The sequence below is a fragment of the Edwardsiella sp. EA181011 genome (assembly GCF_000800725.1).
In the GTDB taxonomy this organism is placed as follows: domain Bacteria; phylum Pseudomonadota; class Gammaproteobacteria; order Enterobacterales; family Enterobacteriaceae; genus Edwardsiella; species Edwardsiella anguillarum.
This window is the reverse complement of record NZ_CP011364.1, coordinates 1,302,254-1,318,738: the sequence shown is the minus strand read 5'-3', so window position 1 is coordinate 1,318,738 and position 16,485 is coordinate 1,302,254. Positions and strand designations below refer to the sequence as shown.

The window sequence follows — 16,485 nt, the reverse complement described above, 5'->3', positions numbered from 1 at the left end:
GTGTCGATATGCCATATACGCTGTCGACATCGTCACCTTATCGCTCGCTGTCGACAGACGGCGCCGCATCACAATCCATTGATTTAAAACAATAAGCAAAGAAATTGTTTATTTGGCATGGTTTATGCTTATCCGGGGCGGATCTTTTTTATAGTCTGTCTTTGAGGACATAACATGAACCGCTTTGTGATTGCGGATCCCCGACTGTGCATCGGGTGCAATACCTGCATGGCCGCCTGCTCGCAGGAGCATGAGGCACAGGGCCTGCAGGCACTGCCGCGCCTGACGCTGGTCAAGACCAGCCACGAGTCGGCGCCGCAGATGTGTCATCACTGCGAAGATGCCCCCTGCGCCCTGGTCTGCCCGGTCAATGCCATTACCCGCCAGGACGGCGCGATTCAGCTCAATGAAAGCCTGTGCGTCGGCTGCAAACTGTGCGGTATCGCCTGCCCCTTCGGCGCCATCGCCCTGGGCGGCAGCAAACCGCTGCATATTCCCGCCAACAGCAATACGCCGCTGGCGCCGCCTGCGCCCCCGGCCCCCCTCAGCGTCGGCCCGTTCCTGGACTGGTATCCCGGTATCCGCAGCATCGCGGTGAAGTGCGATCTGTGCCAGTTTAGCGATGCCGGACCGGCCTGCGTCCGCGCCTGTCCAACCCATGCCATCGTACTGGTGGATGCGCGTCGCCTAGAGGATGCCAGCGCCGCCAAACGCCTGAACGTACTCGATGCCCAGCGCGCCGACCTGCTGGCTCTCGCTCGTTTATCCGGGGGAAATGACGCCCTATGAGTATTCTGCAGCTGTTTAATCTGATGCTGGCGCTGTACCTGTGCAGCGCCGCCATCGCGCTGGCGTTCAGCGGCATCGGCCGACTGGGCGCCCGCATCGCCGCCGCCGGCGGGCTACTGGCCGGCCTCTGCGGCAGCGCCGCCGCCGCCGCCCTGTTACTGCAGGCGCCGCAGTTTCCTCCGGCGATCCTGCTGTTCAACCGTCTGCCGGTGCTGTTCAGCCCGCTGAATAACCTGATGCTGCTGCTCACTTCGCTGATCAGCCTGCTGTGTGCGCTGTCCGCCTTTAGCGTATCCCGACACGACGCCGGTAAAGCCGCGCGCAGCGGCTGTCTGATGAACCTGCTGAGCGCCGCTATCAGTCTGCTGGTGGTATCGAACGATGCGCCAACCTTTATGGTGATGCTGGAGCTGATGAGCCTGAGCGCCGCGCTGCTGGTCTGCCAGGGCGGCAGCGCCAAAGCGCGCCGCGCCGCCGGACTGTACTGGCTGATGTCCCGCCTGGGCTCGCTGGCGCTGCTGCTCTGCTTCTGGCTGCTGTGGCGCGCCAGCGGCACGCTGCTGCTGAGCGAGTTCCATCTGGCCAGCCTCGGCCACGCGCAGCAGAGCGTCGTCCTGCTGCTCGGCCTGCTCGGCTTTGGCATCGTCACCGGCCTGGTGCCGCTGCACGGCTGGATCCCGGAGCTGCATGCCAACGCCCCGGCGCCTGCAGCCACGCTGTTCGCCAGCGTCATGATCAAGATCGGCCTGTTTGGCCTGCTGAAGCTCAGCATCGACTGGCTCGGCGTCCCGCCGCTGTGGTGGGGGCTGCTGCTGCTGTGCTGCGGCGCCCTCACCGCCTTTATCGGCGGGCTATACGCCCTGGCGGAGCACGATCTGCGCCGCCTGCTGGCCTATCACACCGTGGAAAACAGCGGCATCATCCTGCTCGGCCTGTCGGCCTGCGTCATCGGTGTCGCACTAGGCAGTCCGCTGCTGGCGGTGATGGGGCTGTTGGCCGGGCTGTTCCACCTGATCAACCACACCCTGTTTAAGGGCGGGCTGTTCTTCGGCAGCGGCGCCCTGATCCACGCCACCGGCCTGCACGACATCGATAAGATGGGGGGCCTACTGCGCCGTATGCCGCTACTGGGACTGATGATGCTGTTGGCGCTGATGGCCATGGCGGCCCTGCCACCACTGAGCGGGTTTGTCAGTGAATGGTACACCTACCAGTCCCTGTTCAGCCTAAGCCAGAACGGCGCCGGCGCCCTGCGCCTGCTGGCGCCGCTGGCGATGGTGGCATTGGCGATCGCCGGTGCGCTGGCGGTAATGTGCGTAGCCAAAATCTTCGGCATGACCTTCCTGGGAGCCCCGCGTAGCGAGGCGGCGGCCAACCCGGGCACGACGCCGTGGAATATGCTGCTGCCAACCCTGCTGCTCAGCCTGTGCTGCGTGCTGTTTGGGGTCGGCGCCCCCTGGGTCGTTCCCGCGCTGCTGCGTCTCAGCGCGCAGGTGCTGCGGCTGGCCATCGGCAGCGATGCGCTGACGATGGGCGCCATCATGTCGCCGGGCAGCGGTAATCTGACCCTGCTGTCGCCGCCGCTGATGACCCTCCTGCTGCTGGCCTTCCCGCTGCTGCCGCTGCTGCTGGCCGCCCTGTACCGCGGCAGCCGCCTGCCGGCGCGCCGCCACGGCGACGCCTGGACCTGTGGCTACGGCCATGAGGCGGGCATGGTGGTTACCGCCGGCGGCTTTGCCCAGCCGCTGCGCGTCCTGTTCTCCCCGCTGTTTGCCCTGCGTCGGGTCTGCAATCCGGCGCCGCTGTGCGGTGGACTGCTGAGCGAGGGCGCCCTGCGTGTCTACCCGGTACTGGCGCTGTGCGAACTGGCGCTGCTGCTGGTTGCCGTGTTCTCCTGAGGAGATGATGTGATGATGAGTTCACTTTCCATTTTTGCCCTGGCTCTGGGCCAGGCGCTGATCCTGCTGGCGCTGGCGCCGCTGGCCAGCGGTATCTCGCGCGTACTGCGGGCGCGCATGCACAGCCGACAAGGCCCCGGTCTCCTGCAGGAGTACCGCGATATCGCTAAGCTGCTGCGGCGCCAGAATATCGCGCCGCAGTGCAGCGGCGCGCTGTTCCAGATGATGCCCTATGTCATGGTCGGCACCATGCTGACCATCGCCAGCGCCCTGCCGCTGGTCACCCGCAGCACGCCGCTGCCGGGACTGGGCGACGTCATTACCCTGGTCTACCTGTTCGCCGTCGCCCGCTTCTTCTTCATCCTGGCGGGGCTGGACACCGGCAGCCCGTTCAGCGCCATCGGTGCCAGCCGTGAATCCCTGCTGGGCATTCTGGTCGAGCCGATCCTGATGCTCGGACTGTGGGTGACCGCGCTGCTGGCCGGCTCCAGCAACCTGGGGCTGATGGGGGGCTATGTGTATGACTGGCATCAGCACGCCTCGCTGGCGCTCGGCCTGGCGCTGCTGGCCTGCGTCTTCGCCACCTTCATTGAAATGGGCAAGCTACCGTTCGATCTGGCCGAGGCCGAGCAGGAGCTGCAGGAGGGGCCCCTGACGGAGTACGCCGGCTGCGCACTGGGCATCCTCAAGCTGGGCATCAGTCTAAAGCAGCTGGTGGTGCTGCAGCTGTTCATCGCGGTGTTCATCCCCTGGGGGCAGAGCACCACCCTGAGCGGCGGTGCCCTGCTGCTGGCGCTGGTCATCGCGCTGGTCAAGCTGCTGATCGGCATCGTCGTCATCTCCCTGCTGGAAAACAGCATGGCGCGCCTGCGTTTCCTGAAGACCGGCTACGCCACCTGGACCGGCTTCGGCCTGGCGCTGCTGGCGTTCTTCTCCTGGCTGATCGCGTGAGGCGAACCATGACATCCATCGCCACGACGACCCGTTTTCCCTTTTTTGGCACACTCCATGAGGCCGCAAAGTAAAATGACACAACACACCGGACAACACTACATTGCGGCGCTGCGCCAACAGTTCCCCCACGCCATTATCGAGGAGAGCTGGCAGACCGATACCCAGGCCACCATCACGGTGAAGACCGGCATGCTGCCGGAGGTGGTCGAATACCTGTACTACCAGCAGGGCGGCTGGCTTTCCGTCCTGTTCGGCAACGACGAGCGCCCGCTGTGCGGCAGCTACGCGGTCTACTACGTTCTATCGATGGAGCGCGGTACCAAGTGCTGGATAACCGTCAAGGTGCTGGTCGACGCCACGACCCGCGAATACCCGTCGGTCACGCCGCGGGTGCCCGCCGCCGTGTGGGGCGAGCGCGAAGTCCGCGACATGTATGGGCTTATCGCCGTCGGCCTGCCGGACGAGCGCCGCCTGGTGCTGCCGGACGATTGGCCGGACGAGCTCTACCCACTGCGCAAGGATGCGATGGACTATCGTCAGCGCCCGGCGCCGACCACCGATCGCGAGACCTACCCCTTCGTCAACGACAGCAGCAGCGGTAAAATCGTTCCTATCGGCCCGTTGCACATCACCTCTGACGAGCCGGGCCACTTCCGCCTGTTCGTGGACGGCGAAGACATCGTCGACGCCGACTATCGCCTGTTCTATGTCCACCGCGGCATGGAAAAGCTGGCGGAGACCCGCATGGGCTACAACGAGGTCACCTTTCTCTCCGACCGCGTCTGCGGTATCTGCGGCTTTGCCCACAGCACCGCCTACACCAGCTCGGTCGAAAACGCGCTGGGCATCCAGGTGCCGCAGCGCGCCCAGGCCATCCGCTCCATCCTGCTGGAGGTGGAGCGTCTGCACAGCCACCTGCTCAACCTGGGGCTCTCCTGCCACTTCGTCGGCTTCGACTCGGGCTTCATGCAGTTCTTCCGGGTACGTGAAAAATCGATGAAGATGGCGGAGATCCTCACCGGCTCGCGCAAAACCTACGGACTGAACCTGATCGGCGGCATCCGTCGCGACATGCTCAAAGAGGACATGATCGCCACCCGCCGTCTGGCCGCAGAGATGCGCGCCGAGGTCAAAACCCTGGTCGACATCCTGTTCAGCACCCCCAATATCGAACAGCGCACCGTCGGTATCGGCCGCCTCGACCCGCAGATCGCCCGCGACTTCAGCAACGTCGGCCCGATGGTGCGCGCCAGCGGCCACGCGCGCGATACCCGCGCCGACCATCCGTTCGCCGGTTACGATCTGCTACCGATGCAGGTTCACAGCGAGCAGGGCTGCGACGTCATCTCGCGCGTCAAGGTGCGTATTAACGAGGTGTTTACCGCCCTCAACATGATCGAGTTCGGCCTGGACAACCTGCCGGGCGGCCCGCTGGCGGTCGAGGGCTTTACCTATATTCCGCAGCGCTTTGCCCTGGGCTTTACCGAGGCGCCGCGCGGCGACGACATCCACTGGTCGATGACCGGCGACAACCAGAAGCTGTATCGCTGGCGCTGCCGCGCGGCGACCTATGCCAACTGGCCGACCCTGCGCTACATGCTGCGCGGCAATACCGTATCCGATGCGCCGCTGATCATCGGCAGTCTTGACCCCTGTTACTCCTGTACCGACCGCGTCACCCTGGTGGACGTCAACCGACGCAAATCGGTCACCGTGCCCTATAAGGAGATCGAACGCTATGGACTGGAGCGCAAGGACTCACCGCTGAAGTGATCGCCGGAGACGAGAGACTATGCTGAAACTGTTAAAAACTGCCCTGCGTCATCGCCACGCTACCGTCGCCTATCCGGCGCGTCCGCTGGATGTCGACGCCAACTTCCGCGGCAAGCCGCAGTATGATGCCCAGCAGTGCATCGCCTGCGGCGCCTGCACCGCCGCCTGCCCGGCCAACGCCCTGACCATGCAGACCGACGCCGCCAGCGGCGTACGGACCTGGGCACTCAATCTGGGGCGCTGCATCTTCTGCGCCCGCTGTGAGGAGGTTTGCCCCACCGCCGCCATCGTGCTGTCGCCGGAGTTTGAGCTGGCGGTGTGGCGCAAAGAGGATCTGCAGCAGCGCGCCGAGTTCCGCGTCTGCCGCTGCATCGAGTGCGGCGCGCCTTACGCCGCGCAGAAAGAGATCGACTACGCCATGGCCCTGCTGGTCCAGGCCGGTCACCTAACGGTCGAACAGGCCGAGGCGCGCCGGGCCCAGTTTGAAACCTGTCCGGCGTGCAAGCGTCAACACAACATGATCCCGACGGCGCGCATTGCGCTGGGCCGTCACCTGATGCCGGAGGCGTCACAATGAGCCAGATCATCACTACCCCGCCGGCGGCGGGCGCGTTAATCGGTCCGCGCGACGCTAACGGCCAGCCGGTGCCCATCACGCTGGATGCGCAGGCGGCCCGCCTGAAGCAGACCCTGCTGAAGGACATCCGCCGATCGGCCTATGTCTACCGCGTTGACTGCGGCGGCTGCAACGGCTGCGAAATTGAAATTTTCGCCGCCATCTCACCGCTGTTCGACGCGGAGCGCTTCGGCATCAAGGTGGTTGCCTCGCCGCGCCACGCCGATATTCTGCTGTTCACCGGCGCGGTGACCCGCGCCATGCGCATTCCGGCGATCCGCGCCTACCAGTCGGCCCCCGACCCCAAAATCGTTATCTCCTACGGCGCCTGCGGCTGCAGCGGCGGCATCTTTCACGATCTGTACTGCGTCTGGGGCGGCACCGATAAAATCGTCCCGGTGGATGTCTATATCCCCGGCTGTCCGCCGACGCCGGCGGCGACCCTGTATGGCTTTGCCGTCGCCCTCGGCCTGCTGGATCAAAAGCTCAAGGCGCAGCACCATAGCCAGCAGGATGATGAGCAGGCGGCCATCCTGCACCCGGATATCCCGCAGACCCTGCGGGTGCTGATCGACCGCGAGGCGCGACGCATGTCCGGCTACCGCTATGGTCGCCAACTGGCCGACAAGTTTATGGCCCTGCTGGCCAGCCGCGACGCCGATACCCTGGAGCAGCGCCTCGACCGCTTCCTGGCGGCGGAAAACGATCCGCGCCTGAGCGAGGTCATGGGACGGCTGATGCAGGTGTGCAGCGATGCCGCCCCGCGGGGAGACCGCCGATGACCGAACGCGCGTCCGCCTACTTTCCCGATCCAACGGTGGTGTTTCACATCCTCAACGCCAAGTTTGTCCAGCAGGCTGAAGATGAAGCAGCAACGCCGCCGGCGGCGCGAGAGGTTATCTACTACAGCCTGGCCATCGGTCATCACCTGGGAGTGATCGACTGCCTGAAGCCCTGCATGTCCCTGCCCCTGAGCGACTACCGGGCGTGGATAGCGCAGTTGGAGACCGGCGAGGCGCGGCGCAAGCTGGAAGGCGTGCTGCGCTTTGGCGAGATCGGCATCGATATCAGCCATATCCACACGCTGGCCTGCGCGCTGGATCGGGCGCTGCCGGCGATGACGCCCCCGCAGCAGGCGTGGAGCCGCAGCCTGATCGACGCGCTGCAGCTGATCGAGAATGAACCAACAATCTATCTGATGGTGAAACGACACAATGGCTGACAATCTAATCCTGTGCGTAGGCAACAGCATGATGGGCGACGACGGCGCCGGCCCGCTGCTGGCGGAGAAGCTGTGCGGGCACCCCATCCCCGGCTGGCAGGTCATTGACGGCGGCAGCAGCCCGGAAAGCTGCGCCCACACTGTGCGCGAACTGCGCCCGCAGAAGCTGCTGATCGTCGATGCGACGGAAATGGGGCTAGAGCCGGGCGAAATCCGCATTATCGACGAGCGCGACATCGCCGAGCTGTTTATCGTCACCACCCATAACCTGCCGTTGAGCTACCTGATAGCCCAGCTGCGCGAAGACGTGGACGATATCACCTTCATCGGGATCCAGCCGGCCATCGTGGCCTTCTACGCGCCGATGATGCAGCCGGTCAAAGAGGCGGTCGAGACGCTGTATCAGCGCCTGCACCGCTGGGGCGACGACGGCGGCATCGCACGCCTGACGGTGCCCTCAGGCGAGATCTGACGTGCGATGCCGGGCAGGGTGCCAAAATTGTGCGACAGTTTTGTCGAGTCCATCGGCACTTTGATGCGGATCATCACGGGATTCCCACGCCAGCCTTTATAGTTCAGGCAATTAGGCCACCTGGCTTGATAGGAAAACCTGGCACGCATCATGCATATGTAATCGGGAGAGCGCGGCGAACGGCCTCTGTGCCGCCGCCCGTACATGACAGGCGGGACGCACACCGATGCGCCAAGGCTCTCTGTAGATAGTTACGCCGGACGGGTACGCGACGTCCGGTGGTCATAAAAATAGGAGCAATGTTGATGAAGAAAGTCATCACGGTCTGCCCTTATTGCGCCTCGGGTTGCAAAATCAACCTGGTGGTGGATAACGGCAGAATTATTCGTGCCGAAGGGGCGAATGGCGTGACGAACCAGGGCGAGCTGTGCCTGAAAGGGTACTACGGCTGGGATTTTATCCACGATACCAAAATCCTGACCCCGCGCCTGAAGTCACCGATGATCCGCCGCGAGCGCGGCGGCAAACTGGAAGCGGTTTCCTGGGACGAGGCGATCGCCTTCGCCAGCTCCCGTCTGCTGGCGGTCAAAGAGAAGTACGGCCCAGATGCCATTATGACCACCGGCTCATCGCGCGGTCCCGGCAACGAAGCCAACTACGTGATGCAAAAGTTCGCCCGCGCGGCTATCGGTACTAACAATATCGACTGCTGCGCACGCGTCTGACACGGCCCTTCGGTTGCAGGTCTGCAGCGATCGGTCGGTAACGGCGCCATGAGCAACTCTATCGTCGAACTTGAAGATACTGACTGCATTTTTGTCTTCGGCTACAACGCCGCGGACTCTCACCCCATCGTCGCCCGTCGCATCCTCCATGCGAAGGCGAAAGGGGCAAAAATCATTGTCTGCGATCCGCGTCGCATTGAAACCGCGCGCATCGCCGACATCCACGTTCCGTTGAGGAACGGCTCTAACATTGCGTTCCTCAACGCGATGGCGCAGGTGATCATCGCGGAGAACCTGCACGATCGCGCGTTTATCGAACAGCATACCGAGGAGTTTGATACCTTCCGCGAGCTGGTCGCCGCCTACACCCCGGAATCGGTTGAAGAGACCACCGGCATCAGCGCCCAGATGATCCGCGAGACGGCGCGGATGTATGCCAAGGCACCCAGCGCCACCATTCTGTGGGGCATGGGGGTTACCCAGTTCTATCAGGGGGTGGAGACCGTACGTACCCTGACCAGCATCGCACTGTTGACCGGCAACCTGGGCAAGCCCCACGTCGGCGTCGGCCCGGTGCGCGGGCAGAACAACGTACAGGGCGCCTGCGATATGGGCGCGCTACCCAACACCCTCCCCGGCTATCAGTACGTGAATCAGCCGGGCGTACTGGAGAAGTTTGCCCAGGCCTGGGGCGTTGAAAAGCTGAATGACAAGATCGGCTACGCCCTGAGCGAGGTACCGCACAATATCGATCACGGGCTGATCAAGGCGCACTACGTGATGGGCGAAGATCCGCTGCAGACCGAGCCGGATCTCGCCACGATTCGCCGCACCTTCGAACAGCTCGATCTGCTGATCGTGCAGGACATCTTCATGACCAAGACCGCGGCCATCGCCGACGTGATCTTCCCGGCCACCAGCTGGGGCGAACACGAAGGTGTATATACCTCCGCGGATCGCGGTTTCCAGCGCTTCTATAAAGCGGTGGAGCCGGTGGGCGACGTGAAGCGCGACTGGGAGATCATCGGCCTGATGTCAACGGCGATGGGCTACCCGATGCGCTACAGCGATACCCAGGAGATTTGGGACGAGCTGCGCGAGCTGTGCCCGATCTACTACGGCGCCACCTATGAGAAGATGGCGGATCTGGCCTATATCCAGTGGCCGTGCCCGACGCTGGAAAGCCCCGGCACCCAGTACCTGTACCAGGGCGGCAAGTTCGACACGCCCAATGGCAAAGGCCAGTTCTTTACCTGCGAATGGCGCCCGCCGATCGATCGCGTCAGCGACGACTATCCGCTGGTGCTGGCGACGGTTCGCGAAGTGGGCCATTACTCCTGTCGCTCCATGACCGGTAACTGCAAGGCGCTGGCCGCGCTGGCCGACGAACCGGGCTATATCCAGATCAATACCGAGGACGCCAAGATCTTTGGCATCCGCGATCAGGATCTGGTGTGGATCCGCTCCCGTCAGGGCAAGGTCATCAGCCGGGCGGCCGTCAGCGAGCGCGCCAACCGCGGGGCAGTCTACATGACCTACCAGTGGTGGATCGGCGCCTGCAACGAGCTGGTCGCGGAGAACCTGAGCCCCATTACCAAGACGCCGGAATACAAATACTGCGCGGTCACCCTGGAGGCCATCGCCGATCAGCCGGCGGCGGAAGCCTACGTGGAACGTGAGTATGACAGTATCAAGCGACATCTGCGCGAAAGCGCAGAGGGGTAACGGGCTACGGCTCTCAAAACAATAACGCGCCTTTGAACGCCTTATCAACGGGGTGCGCAGCGGATTATCAAACTAACACGCCGCGTATCACTTTTGATAACCGTCCGGCGGGGTCGGCAGCAGCGGCTCCGCCGGGGTTCCACGGCGCGACACTATAACGATATCGGGAGTAATTGAATGAATCGGTTTGTCATTGCGGATCCCAAAACATGCATCGGCTGCCGTACCTGCGAAATCGCCTGCGTCATGGCCCACCGGGAGGAGAGCGAGCTGCATAACCTCAGTCGCGATAACTTCACCCCGCGCATTCACGTCATTAAGGGAGACAACATCAGCACGGCGATCCTGTGTCGTCAGTGCGAAGACGCCCCCTGTGCCAATGTCTGCCCCAACGGCGCCATCAGCCGCCAGCAGGACTTCATCTGCGTTGACCAGGAAAAATGCATCGGCTGCAAGACCTGCGTGGTCGCCTGTCCTTACGGCACCATGGAGGTCGTCACCACCACGGTGACACAGCGCTACGGCAGCAGCGGCTGTATCAGCAGCAGCAAGGCTGAGGCCAACAAGTGCGATCTGTGCAACCACCGCGCCAACGGCCCGGCCTGCGTGGAGGCCTGCCCGACCAAGGCCCTGAAGCTTATCGATCGCAACGCCATGCAGGCGCTGATCCAGGAGCGACGCCAGCGCGCCGCCTTCGATAACCTGGGCGATCTGCTGTAAACGGGCGTACGCCCCTCTCCACCGTTCTCGCGGGGGTCTCCCCCGCCACCGGCGCACCGCGGCAAAGCGAGAGCCAACGCTCAGATGTGACATGCCGCGTTGCACGGCCCTCGGCCCATTTGCGACAATTTATTCACCGTTCGCTTTATTTAACGCGCTGCGATTTGCGTGTAGGCTGCCTGATATCAAAGCGGCCTGGCGCCGCTGCCGCTAGGCTTATCCCCGGTCAACCAGCGCAGCGCCGCTATCCCCGGACAACCCAGGTATCAAAGCCAGCCCCGCAGCGCGCTGGCACGGAGTTATTTTTTGGAACACAACGCCATCGCATTACGGATAAAAGGAAAGGTTCAGGGCGTCGGCTTTCGCCCCTATGTCTGGCAGATAGCCCAGGCGCTGGGGCTACACGGCGAGGTCAGCAACGACGCCGGCGGCGTCTGGCTGGTGGTCCGTCTGCCGGCAGATCTGGACACGCTGATTCAGCGACTGTACGCAGACTGTCCGCCGCTGGCGCGTATCGATACCATCGAACGGCACCCCTGGGCAGAGACGCCCGCGGACGGCTTCCGGATCGTCGACAGCCGCCAGGGTGCCATGGATACCCAGATCGTGCCCGACGCCGCCACCTGCCCGCGCTGCCTGGCTGAGATGCGCGACCCGGCCAACCGCCGCTACGGCTACCCGTTCATCAACTGTACCCACTGCGGCCCGCGTTTTACCATCATCCGCCGTATGCCCTACGATCGCCCCTTTACCGCCATGGCCGACTTTCCGCTGTGCCCGGCCTGCGCCCGCGAGTACCGCGATCCCGCCGACCGGCGCTTTCATGCCCAGCCGACCGCCTGCGCCCTCTGCGGCCCGACGATGTGGAGCTGCGGCGCCGACGGCGCCGACCGGCGCGAAGGCGAGGCGGCCTGGCAGGCCGTCACCCGGGCGCTGAATGCCGGACATATCGTCGCCGTCAAAGGGCTGGGGGATTTCATCTGGCCTGTGACGCCGAAAACGACGCCGCCATCGCCCGCCTGCGCGAACGCAAGCGGCGCCCCGGCAAGCCGCTGGCCCTGATGCTGCCCGACCTAAGCTGGCTGGCGCGCTACTGCCGCACCGTGCCGGACGCCGGGCTGCTGGCCCTGCTGAGCAGCCCGGCGGCGCCCATCGTCCTGATCCCCGCCTCCGACGCGGTACCGACCGGGGTCGCCCCCGGCCTGGACGAAGTCGGCGTGATGCTACCGGGCACGCCGCTGCACCACCTGCTGATGGCGCGTATCGGACGGCCGCTGGTGATGACCTCCGGTAACGCCAGCGGCCAGCCGCCGGCGCTGGATAACGCCCAGGCGCTGAGCGATCTGGCGGGGATCGCCGATCTGTGGCTGCTGCACAACCGCGATATCGTCCAGCGCGCCGACGACTCGCTAGTGCGCTACGCGCCGGAGGGGAGCGAGATGCTGCGCCGGGCGCGCGGCTATGTGCCGGACACCATCGCGCTGCCCGCGCCCTTTAGCACGCTCCCAGACATCGCCGCCGTCGGCGGCGATCTGAAAAACACCTTCTGCCTGCTGCAGCGCGGACGCGCCCTGCTCAGCCAGCATCTGGGCGATCTGGGCGAGGCGCGCATTCAACAGCAGTTCCTGCAGACCTGGCAGCTACTACTGCAAACGTACCAATTCAGCCCGCGCGCCATCGCCTGCGATCGCCACCCCGGCTACCACAGCCACAGGCTGGCGCAGCAGCAGGCCGACGCGCGCGGACTGCCGCTGATCGCGGTGCAGCATCACCATGCGCACCTGGCGGCCTGCATGGCCGAGCACGGGATTACGCCGCAGGAGACCCCGCTGATCGGTCTGGCGCTGGACGGCATCGGCTACGGTGAGTCGGGGGAGCTCTGGGGCGGCGAATGCCTGCGGGTCGACTACCGGGGGTACACCCGCCTGGGCGGTCTGCCGGCGGTGGCGCTGCCCGGCGGCGATCTGGCCGCCCGTCAGCCCTGGCGTAATCTGCTAGCCCAGCTGCTGCGCTTTGTCCCTGAGTGGCCGCGTTACCCGGAAACTCAGCGGATACAGGCAAAAAACTGGCCGCTGCTGGCCCGGGCCATCGATCGCGACCTGAACTGTCCGCGCGCCTCCTCCTGCGGGCGCCTGTTTGACGCGGCGGCGGCGGCGCTGGATCTCTGTCACGAGCAGATAAGCTTTGAGGGTGAGGCGGCCTGCCGCTTAGAGGCGCAGGCCTGGCTAGCCTGGCCCCAGGAGACGCCGGTAACCCTGAGCCTCGACGCGCAGGGCGAGCTGGCAATGGGCGATTTCTGGCGCAACTGGCTCGGCTGGCAGGCGCCGGTGCCCCTGCGCGCGCTGGCCTTTCACCGGGCGCTCGCCGACGGTCTGGCGGCGCTGCTGCGCTACCACGCCGAACGCGAAGGGTGCCAAACGCTGGTATTGTCCGGCGGGGTACTGCACAATCGACTGCTGCGTCAGCTGTTGCTGGCGCGCCTGGCGGACTACCGTCTGCTGCTGCCCCTGCGCCTGCCCGCCGGAGACGGCGCGTTGGCTCTCGGTCAGGCCATCATCGCCGCTCACTGCCTAAAAGATGCGATAGATCCCGCGCAGGCGTCATGCAGCGCCGAGGAATCGGTGAACTGATGACGGTAATCAAGGTTCAGCCGTCCGCTTTCCCCGAGGATAAGCCCGGCACAACGAAAGAAAAATGACCATGCATGAATTATCCCTTTGCCAAAGCGCATTTGACATCATTGAACGCCAGGCGCGCGACAGCGGCGCCAAGCGTGTCACGTCGGTCTGGCTGGACATTGGCGCCCTCTCCTGTATTGAAGAGAGCGCATTAACCTTCTGTTTTGACATCGTCTGTCGCGGCACCTTGGCCGAAGGCTGCGCGCTGCGGATCAACACCGTTCCGGCCCAGGCCTGGTGCTGGAGCTGCAGCCGCCCGATCACGGTAACCAGCCACGATGCGGGCTGCCCGCACTGCCAGAGCCACAATCTGCGCGTCGACGGCGGTGACAGCATGCAAATCAAACAGATTGAGATTGAGTAACCCTAACGCTCAGGAGATCCCCTATATGTGTACCACCTGCGGCTGTGCAGCCGGCGAACTGCATATTGAAGGCGACGAACACCATCACGCCCACCGTCACGACAGCGACGGTCATGCGCATCACCACGGTCACCACCATCATGGCCATCGCCATGAGAGCCAGGACGCCGCACGCGTCGTGAATGTGCATCATCACTACCACCATAATGGCGATGTGCACCACCACTATCACTATGTCTTCGCGACGCCTGAACAGGCACAGCAGCATGCCCATAGCCACGATGGCCACCCTGAGCATGCCCACAGTCATGAGCATAACCACCATCATGACCATGCGCACGAGCACGAGCATAGCCATGCCCACTCTCATGCCCATAGCCATGCCGAAGAGACGGCGTTCGCGCCCCATCAGCATCACGACGATCTGGACTATGGCCACGGTGAGGCGGGCGCCCACGCGCCGGGCATCAGCCAGCGCCGCATGGTGCAGATAGAGCAGGACGTACTGAGCAAAAACAACGCGCTGGCCGAGCATAATCGCGAACACTTCACCCGCCAGCATATTGCTGCGCTGAATCTGGTCTCCAGCCCTGGCTCCGGTAAAACCACCCTGCTGACTGAAACCCTGAAGCGCATCGCCAGTCGCTTCCCGTGCGCGGTGATCGAAGGCGATCAGCAGACCACCAACGACGCCGAACGCATTCGCGCCACCGGCGTCAGCGCGATTCAGGTCAACACCGGCAAAGGCTGCCACCTGGATGCTCAGATGGTACATGACGCCATGCACCGCCTGGCGCTGCCGGACCACAGCCTGCTGTTCATTGAAAACGTCGGCAATCTGGTCTGCCCGGCCAGCTTCGATCTGGGCGAACGCCATAAAGTCGCGGTGCTGTCTGTCACCGAGGGTGAAGACAAGCCGCTGAAATATCCACATATGTTTGCAGCCTCCAGCCTGATGATCATCAATAAGATCGATCTGCTGCCCTACCTGCAGTTCGACGTCGACGCCTGCATTGCCAACGCGCGACGCATCAACCCGCAGATCCAGGTGATCCAGCTGTCCGCCACCAGCGGAGAGGGAATGGACGCCTGGCTGGCCTGGCTGGAAACCACGCTGGGAGAAAATCAATAATGTGTCTGGGAATTCCGGGAAAAGTGGTCGCCGTCGGCGACGATATCCACCAGCTGGCGCAGGTCGACGTCTGCGGCGTGAAGCGTGACGTCAACATCGCGCTGGTGTGCGAAGGCGACACCCGCGATCTGCTGGGTCAGTGGGTGCTGGTGCACGTCGGCTTCGCCATGAGCGTGCTGGACGAGCAGGAGGCGCAGGATACGCTGGAGGCGCTGAAGTCCATGGAAGCGGTAGAGGCCGACGTGGCGCACTTTATGCGCGTCGGCGCCGGCGCGGCGCGCAGCGGAGAGTGATAAATGCAGTTTGTTGATGAATTCCGCGATCCCCAGCTGGCGGAGGCGCTGCTGACGAAGATCCGCCAGCGCGTCAGCCAGCTGCCGGCCACCTGCCGCCTGCCGCTGCAGATCATGGAGGTGTGCGGGGGGCATACCCATGCCATCTTCAAGTTTGGCCTCGATCAGCTGCTGCCCAAGGAGATCGAGTTCGTACACGGCCCGGGCTGTCCGGTCTGCGTACTGCCGATGGGACGTATCGACCAGTGCGTGGAGATCGCCCGCCGCCCCGGCGTGGTGTTCTGCACCTTTGGCGACGCCATGCGCGTGCCGGGCCGCAGCGGTTCCCTGCTCGACGCCAAGCGTCAGGGGGCGGACGTACGCATCGTTTACTCCCCCCTCGATGCGCTGAATCTGGCGCAGCAGATGCCGGATCGCGAGGTGGTCTTCTTCGGCCTTGGCTTTGAGACCACCATGCCCAGCACCGCCGTCACCCTGCAGCAGGCGCGCGCCCAGAATGTGAAAAACTTCAGCGTCTTCTGCCAGCACATCACCATTACCCCGACGCTGCGCAGCCTGCTGCAGCAGCCCGACGTGCGCATAGATGGCTTTATCGCACCGGGGCACGTCAGCATGGTGATCGGCGCCCACCCCTATGCCTTTATCTGCGATGAGTTTCACAAGCCGCTGGTGATCACCGGCTTTGAGCCGCTGGATATCCTGCAGTCTCTGGACATGCTGCTGGCCCAGGTGTGCGATGGGCGCTGCGAGGTGGAAAACCAGTACCGCCGTATCGTCCCAGACAGCGGTAACGCCCTGGCGCAGCGGGCGCTGGATGAGGTGTTTGTCACCCGCGACAGCAGCGAATGGCGCGGTCTCGGCGAAATCGCACACTCCGGGGTGGCCCTGAGCCCGGCCTACGCCGAGTTTGACGCCGAGCAGCGTTTTCACCCCCGGCGCCAGTGCGTGGCCGACGATCCACTCGCCCGCTGCGGCGATGTGCTGACCGGACGCTGCAAACCGGCGGAGTGCCCGCTGTTCGGCACCCGCTGTAACCCCCAGAATGCCTTTGGCGCGCTGATGGTCTCTTCGGAAGGGGCCTGCGCGGCGTTCTACCAGTACCGTCGAGGAATGGAGCAATAAGC

14 protein-coding genes and 1 pseudogene are annotated in these 16,485 nt (G+C 64.1%); all 15 read left to right on the top strand.

The annotated features are described in order from the left end of the window. The first annotated feature begins 174 nt into the window (after window positions 1-174). The 15 genes and pseudogenes from QY76_RS05840 (at window position 175) to hypD (ending at window position 16,483) form a co-directional block, all read left to right on the top strand. Window positions 175-789, top strand: coding sequence for a 4Fe-4S dicluster domain-containing protein (locus QY76_RS05840; RefSeq protein WP_034164655.1), 615 nt, complete (start codon window positions 175-177; stop codon window positions 787-789). Then, window positions 786-2,687 (top strand): proton-conducting transporter membrane subunit, encoded by a 1,902-nt coding sequence (locus QY76_RS05835; protein WP_045426763.1) that lies wholly within the window; start codon window positions 786-788, stop codon window positions 2,685-2,687. Before QY76_RS05840 ends, QY76_RS05835 begins: the two co-directional genes overlap by 4 nt. A 12-nt stretch (window positions 2,688-2,699) precedes the next feature. Then, window positions 2,700-3,638, top strand: a complete 939-nt coding sequence (locus QY76_RS05830) for a respiratory chain complex I subunit 1 family protein (RefSeq protein WP_081854109.1) — start codon at window positions 2,700-2,702, stop codon at window positions 3,636-3,638. A gap of 75 nt (window positions 3,639-3,713) precedes the next feature. Further along, window positions 3,714-5,414: an NADH-quinone oxidoreductase subunit C gene (locus QY76_RS05825; RefSeq protein ID WP_034164658.1), complete on the top strand. Its 1,701-nt coding sequence runs from the start codon at window positions 3,714-3,716 to the stop codon at window positions 5,412-5,414. Window positions 5,415-5,433: 19 nt separating this feature from the next. After that, window positions 5,434-5,991, top strand: a complete 558-nt coding sequence (locus QY76_RS05820) for a formate hydrogenlyase complex iron-sulfur subunit (RefSeq protein WP_034164660.1) — start codon at window positions 5,434-5,436, stop codon at window positions 5,989-5,991. Then, complete coding sequence (locus tag QY76_RS05815; RefSeq protein ID WP_034164661.1) at window positions 5,988-6,812, top strand: NADH-quinone oxidoreductase subunit B family protein; 825 nt, start codon at window positions 5,988-5,990, stop codon at window positions 6,810-6,812. Before QY76_RS05820 ends, QY76_RS05815 begins: the two co-directional genes overlap by 4 nt. Next, a complete protein-coding gene (locus QY76_RS05810; protein ID WP_045426760.1) occupies window positions 6,809-7,252 on the top strand; it encodes a formate hydrogenlyase maturation HycH family protein in 444 nt (147 codons plus the stop codon). The genes QY76_RS05815 and QY76_RS05810 overlap by 4 nt, the downstream gene beginning before the upstream one ends. Then, window positions 7,245-7,724, top strand: coding sequence for a hydrogenase maturation peptidase HycI (gene hycI, locus QY76_RS05805; protein ID WP_034164663.1), 480 nt, complete (start codon window positions 7,245-7,247; stop codon window positions 7,722-7,724). The genes QY76_RS05810 and hycI overlap by 8 nt, the downstream gene beginning before the upstream one ends. A 305-nt stretch (window positions 7,725-8,029) precedes the next feature. Continuing rightward, window positions 8,030-10,174: a formate dehydrogenase subunit alpha gene (fdhF, locus tag QY76_RS05795; RefSeq protein ID WP_081854108.1), complete on the top strand. Its 2,145-nt coding sequence runs from the start codon at window positions 8,030-8,032 to the stop codon at window positions 10,172-10,174. A gap of 177 nt (window positions 10,175-10,351) precedes the next feature. After that, window positions 10,352-10,894 carry an electron transport protein HydN gene (hydN, locus tag QY76_RS05790; RefSeq protein ID WP_015462257.1) on the top strand — a complete coding sequence of 181 codons (543 nt, stop codon included), beginning with the start codon at window positions 10,352-10,354 and terminating at the stop codon, window positions 10,892-10,894. Window positions 10,895-11,200: 306 nt separating this feature from the next. Next, window positions 11,201-13,524, top strand: a pseudogene (gene hypF, locus QY76_RS05785) (carbamoyltransferase HypF). Window positions 13,525-13,594: 70 nt separating this feature from the next. Beyond that, the gene (gene hypA / locus QY76_RS05780) at window positions 13,595-13,936 is read left to right on the top strand and encodes a hydrogenase maturation nickel metallochaperone HypA (protein WP_034164742.1); all 342 of its coding nucleotides are present in this window, start codon (window positions 13,595-13,597) and stop codon (window positions 13,934-13,936) included. Window positions 13,937-13,961: 25 nt separating this feature from the next. Continuing rightward, window positions 13,962-15,068, top strand: coding sequence for a hydrogenase nickel incorporation protein HypB (hypB, locus tag QY76_RS05775; RefSeq protein WP_034164667.1), 1,107 nt, complete (start codon window positions 13,962-13,964; stop codon window positions 15,066-15,068). Continuing rightward, the gene (gene hybG, locus QY76_RS05770) at window positions 15,068-15,361 is read left to right on the top strand and encodes a hydrogenase maturation factor HybG (protein ID WP_012849729.1); all 294 of its coding nucleotides are present in this window, start codon (window positions 15,068-15,070) and stop codon (window positions 15,359-15,361) included. The genes hypB and hybG overlap by 1 nt, the downstream gene beginning before the upstream one ends. Window positions 15,362-15,364: 3 nt before the next feature. Continuing rightward, on the top strand, window positions 15,365-16,483 hold the full coding sequence (gene hypD / locus QY76_RS05765) for a hydrogenase formation protein HypD (protein ID WP_034164669.1): 1,119 nt from the start codon (window positions 15,365-15,367) through the stop codon (window positions 16,481-16,483). Window positions 16,484-16,485: the final 2 nt, after the last annotated feature.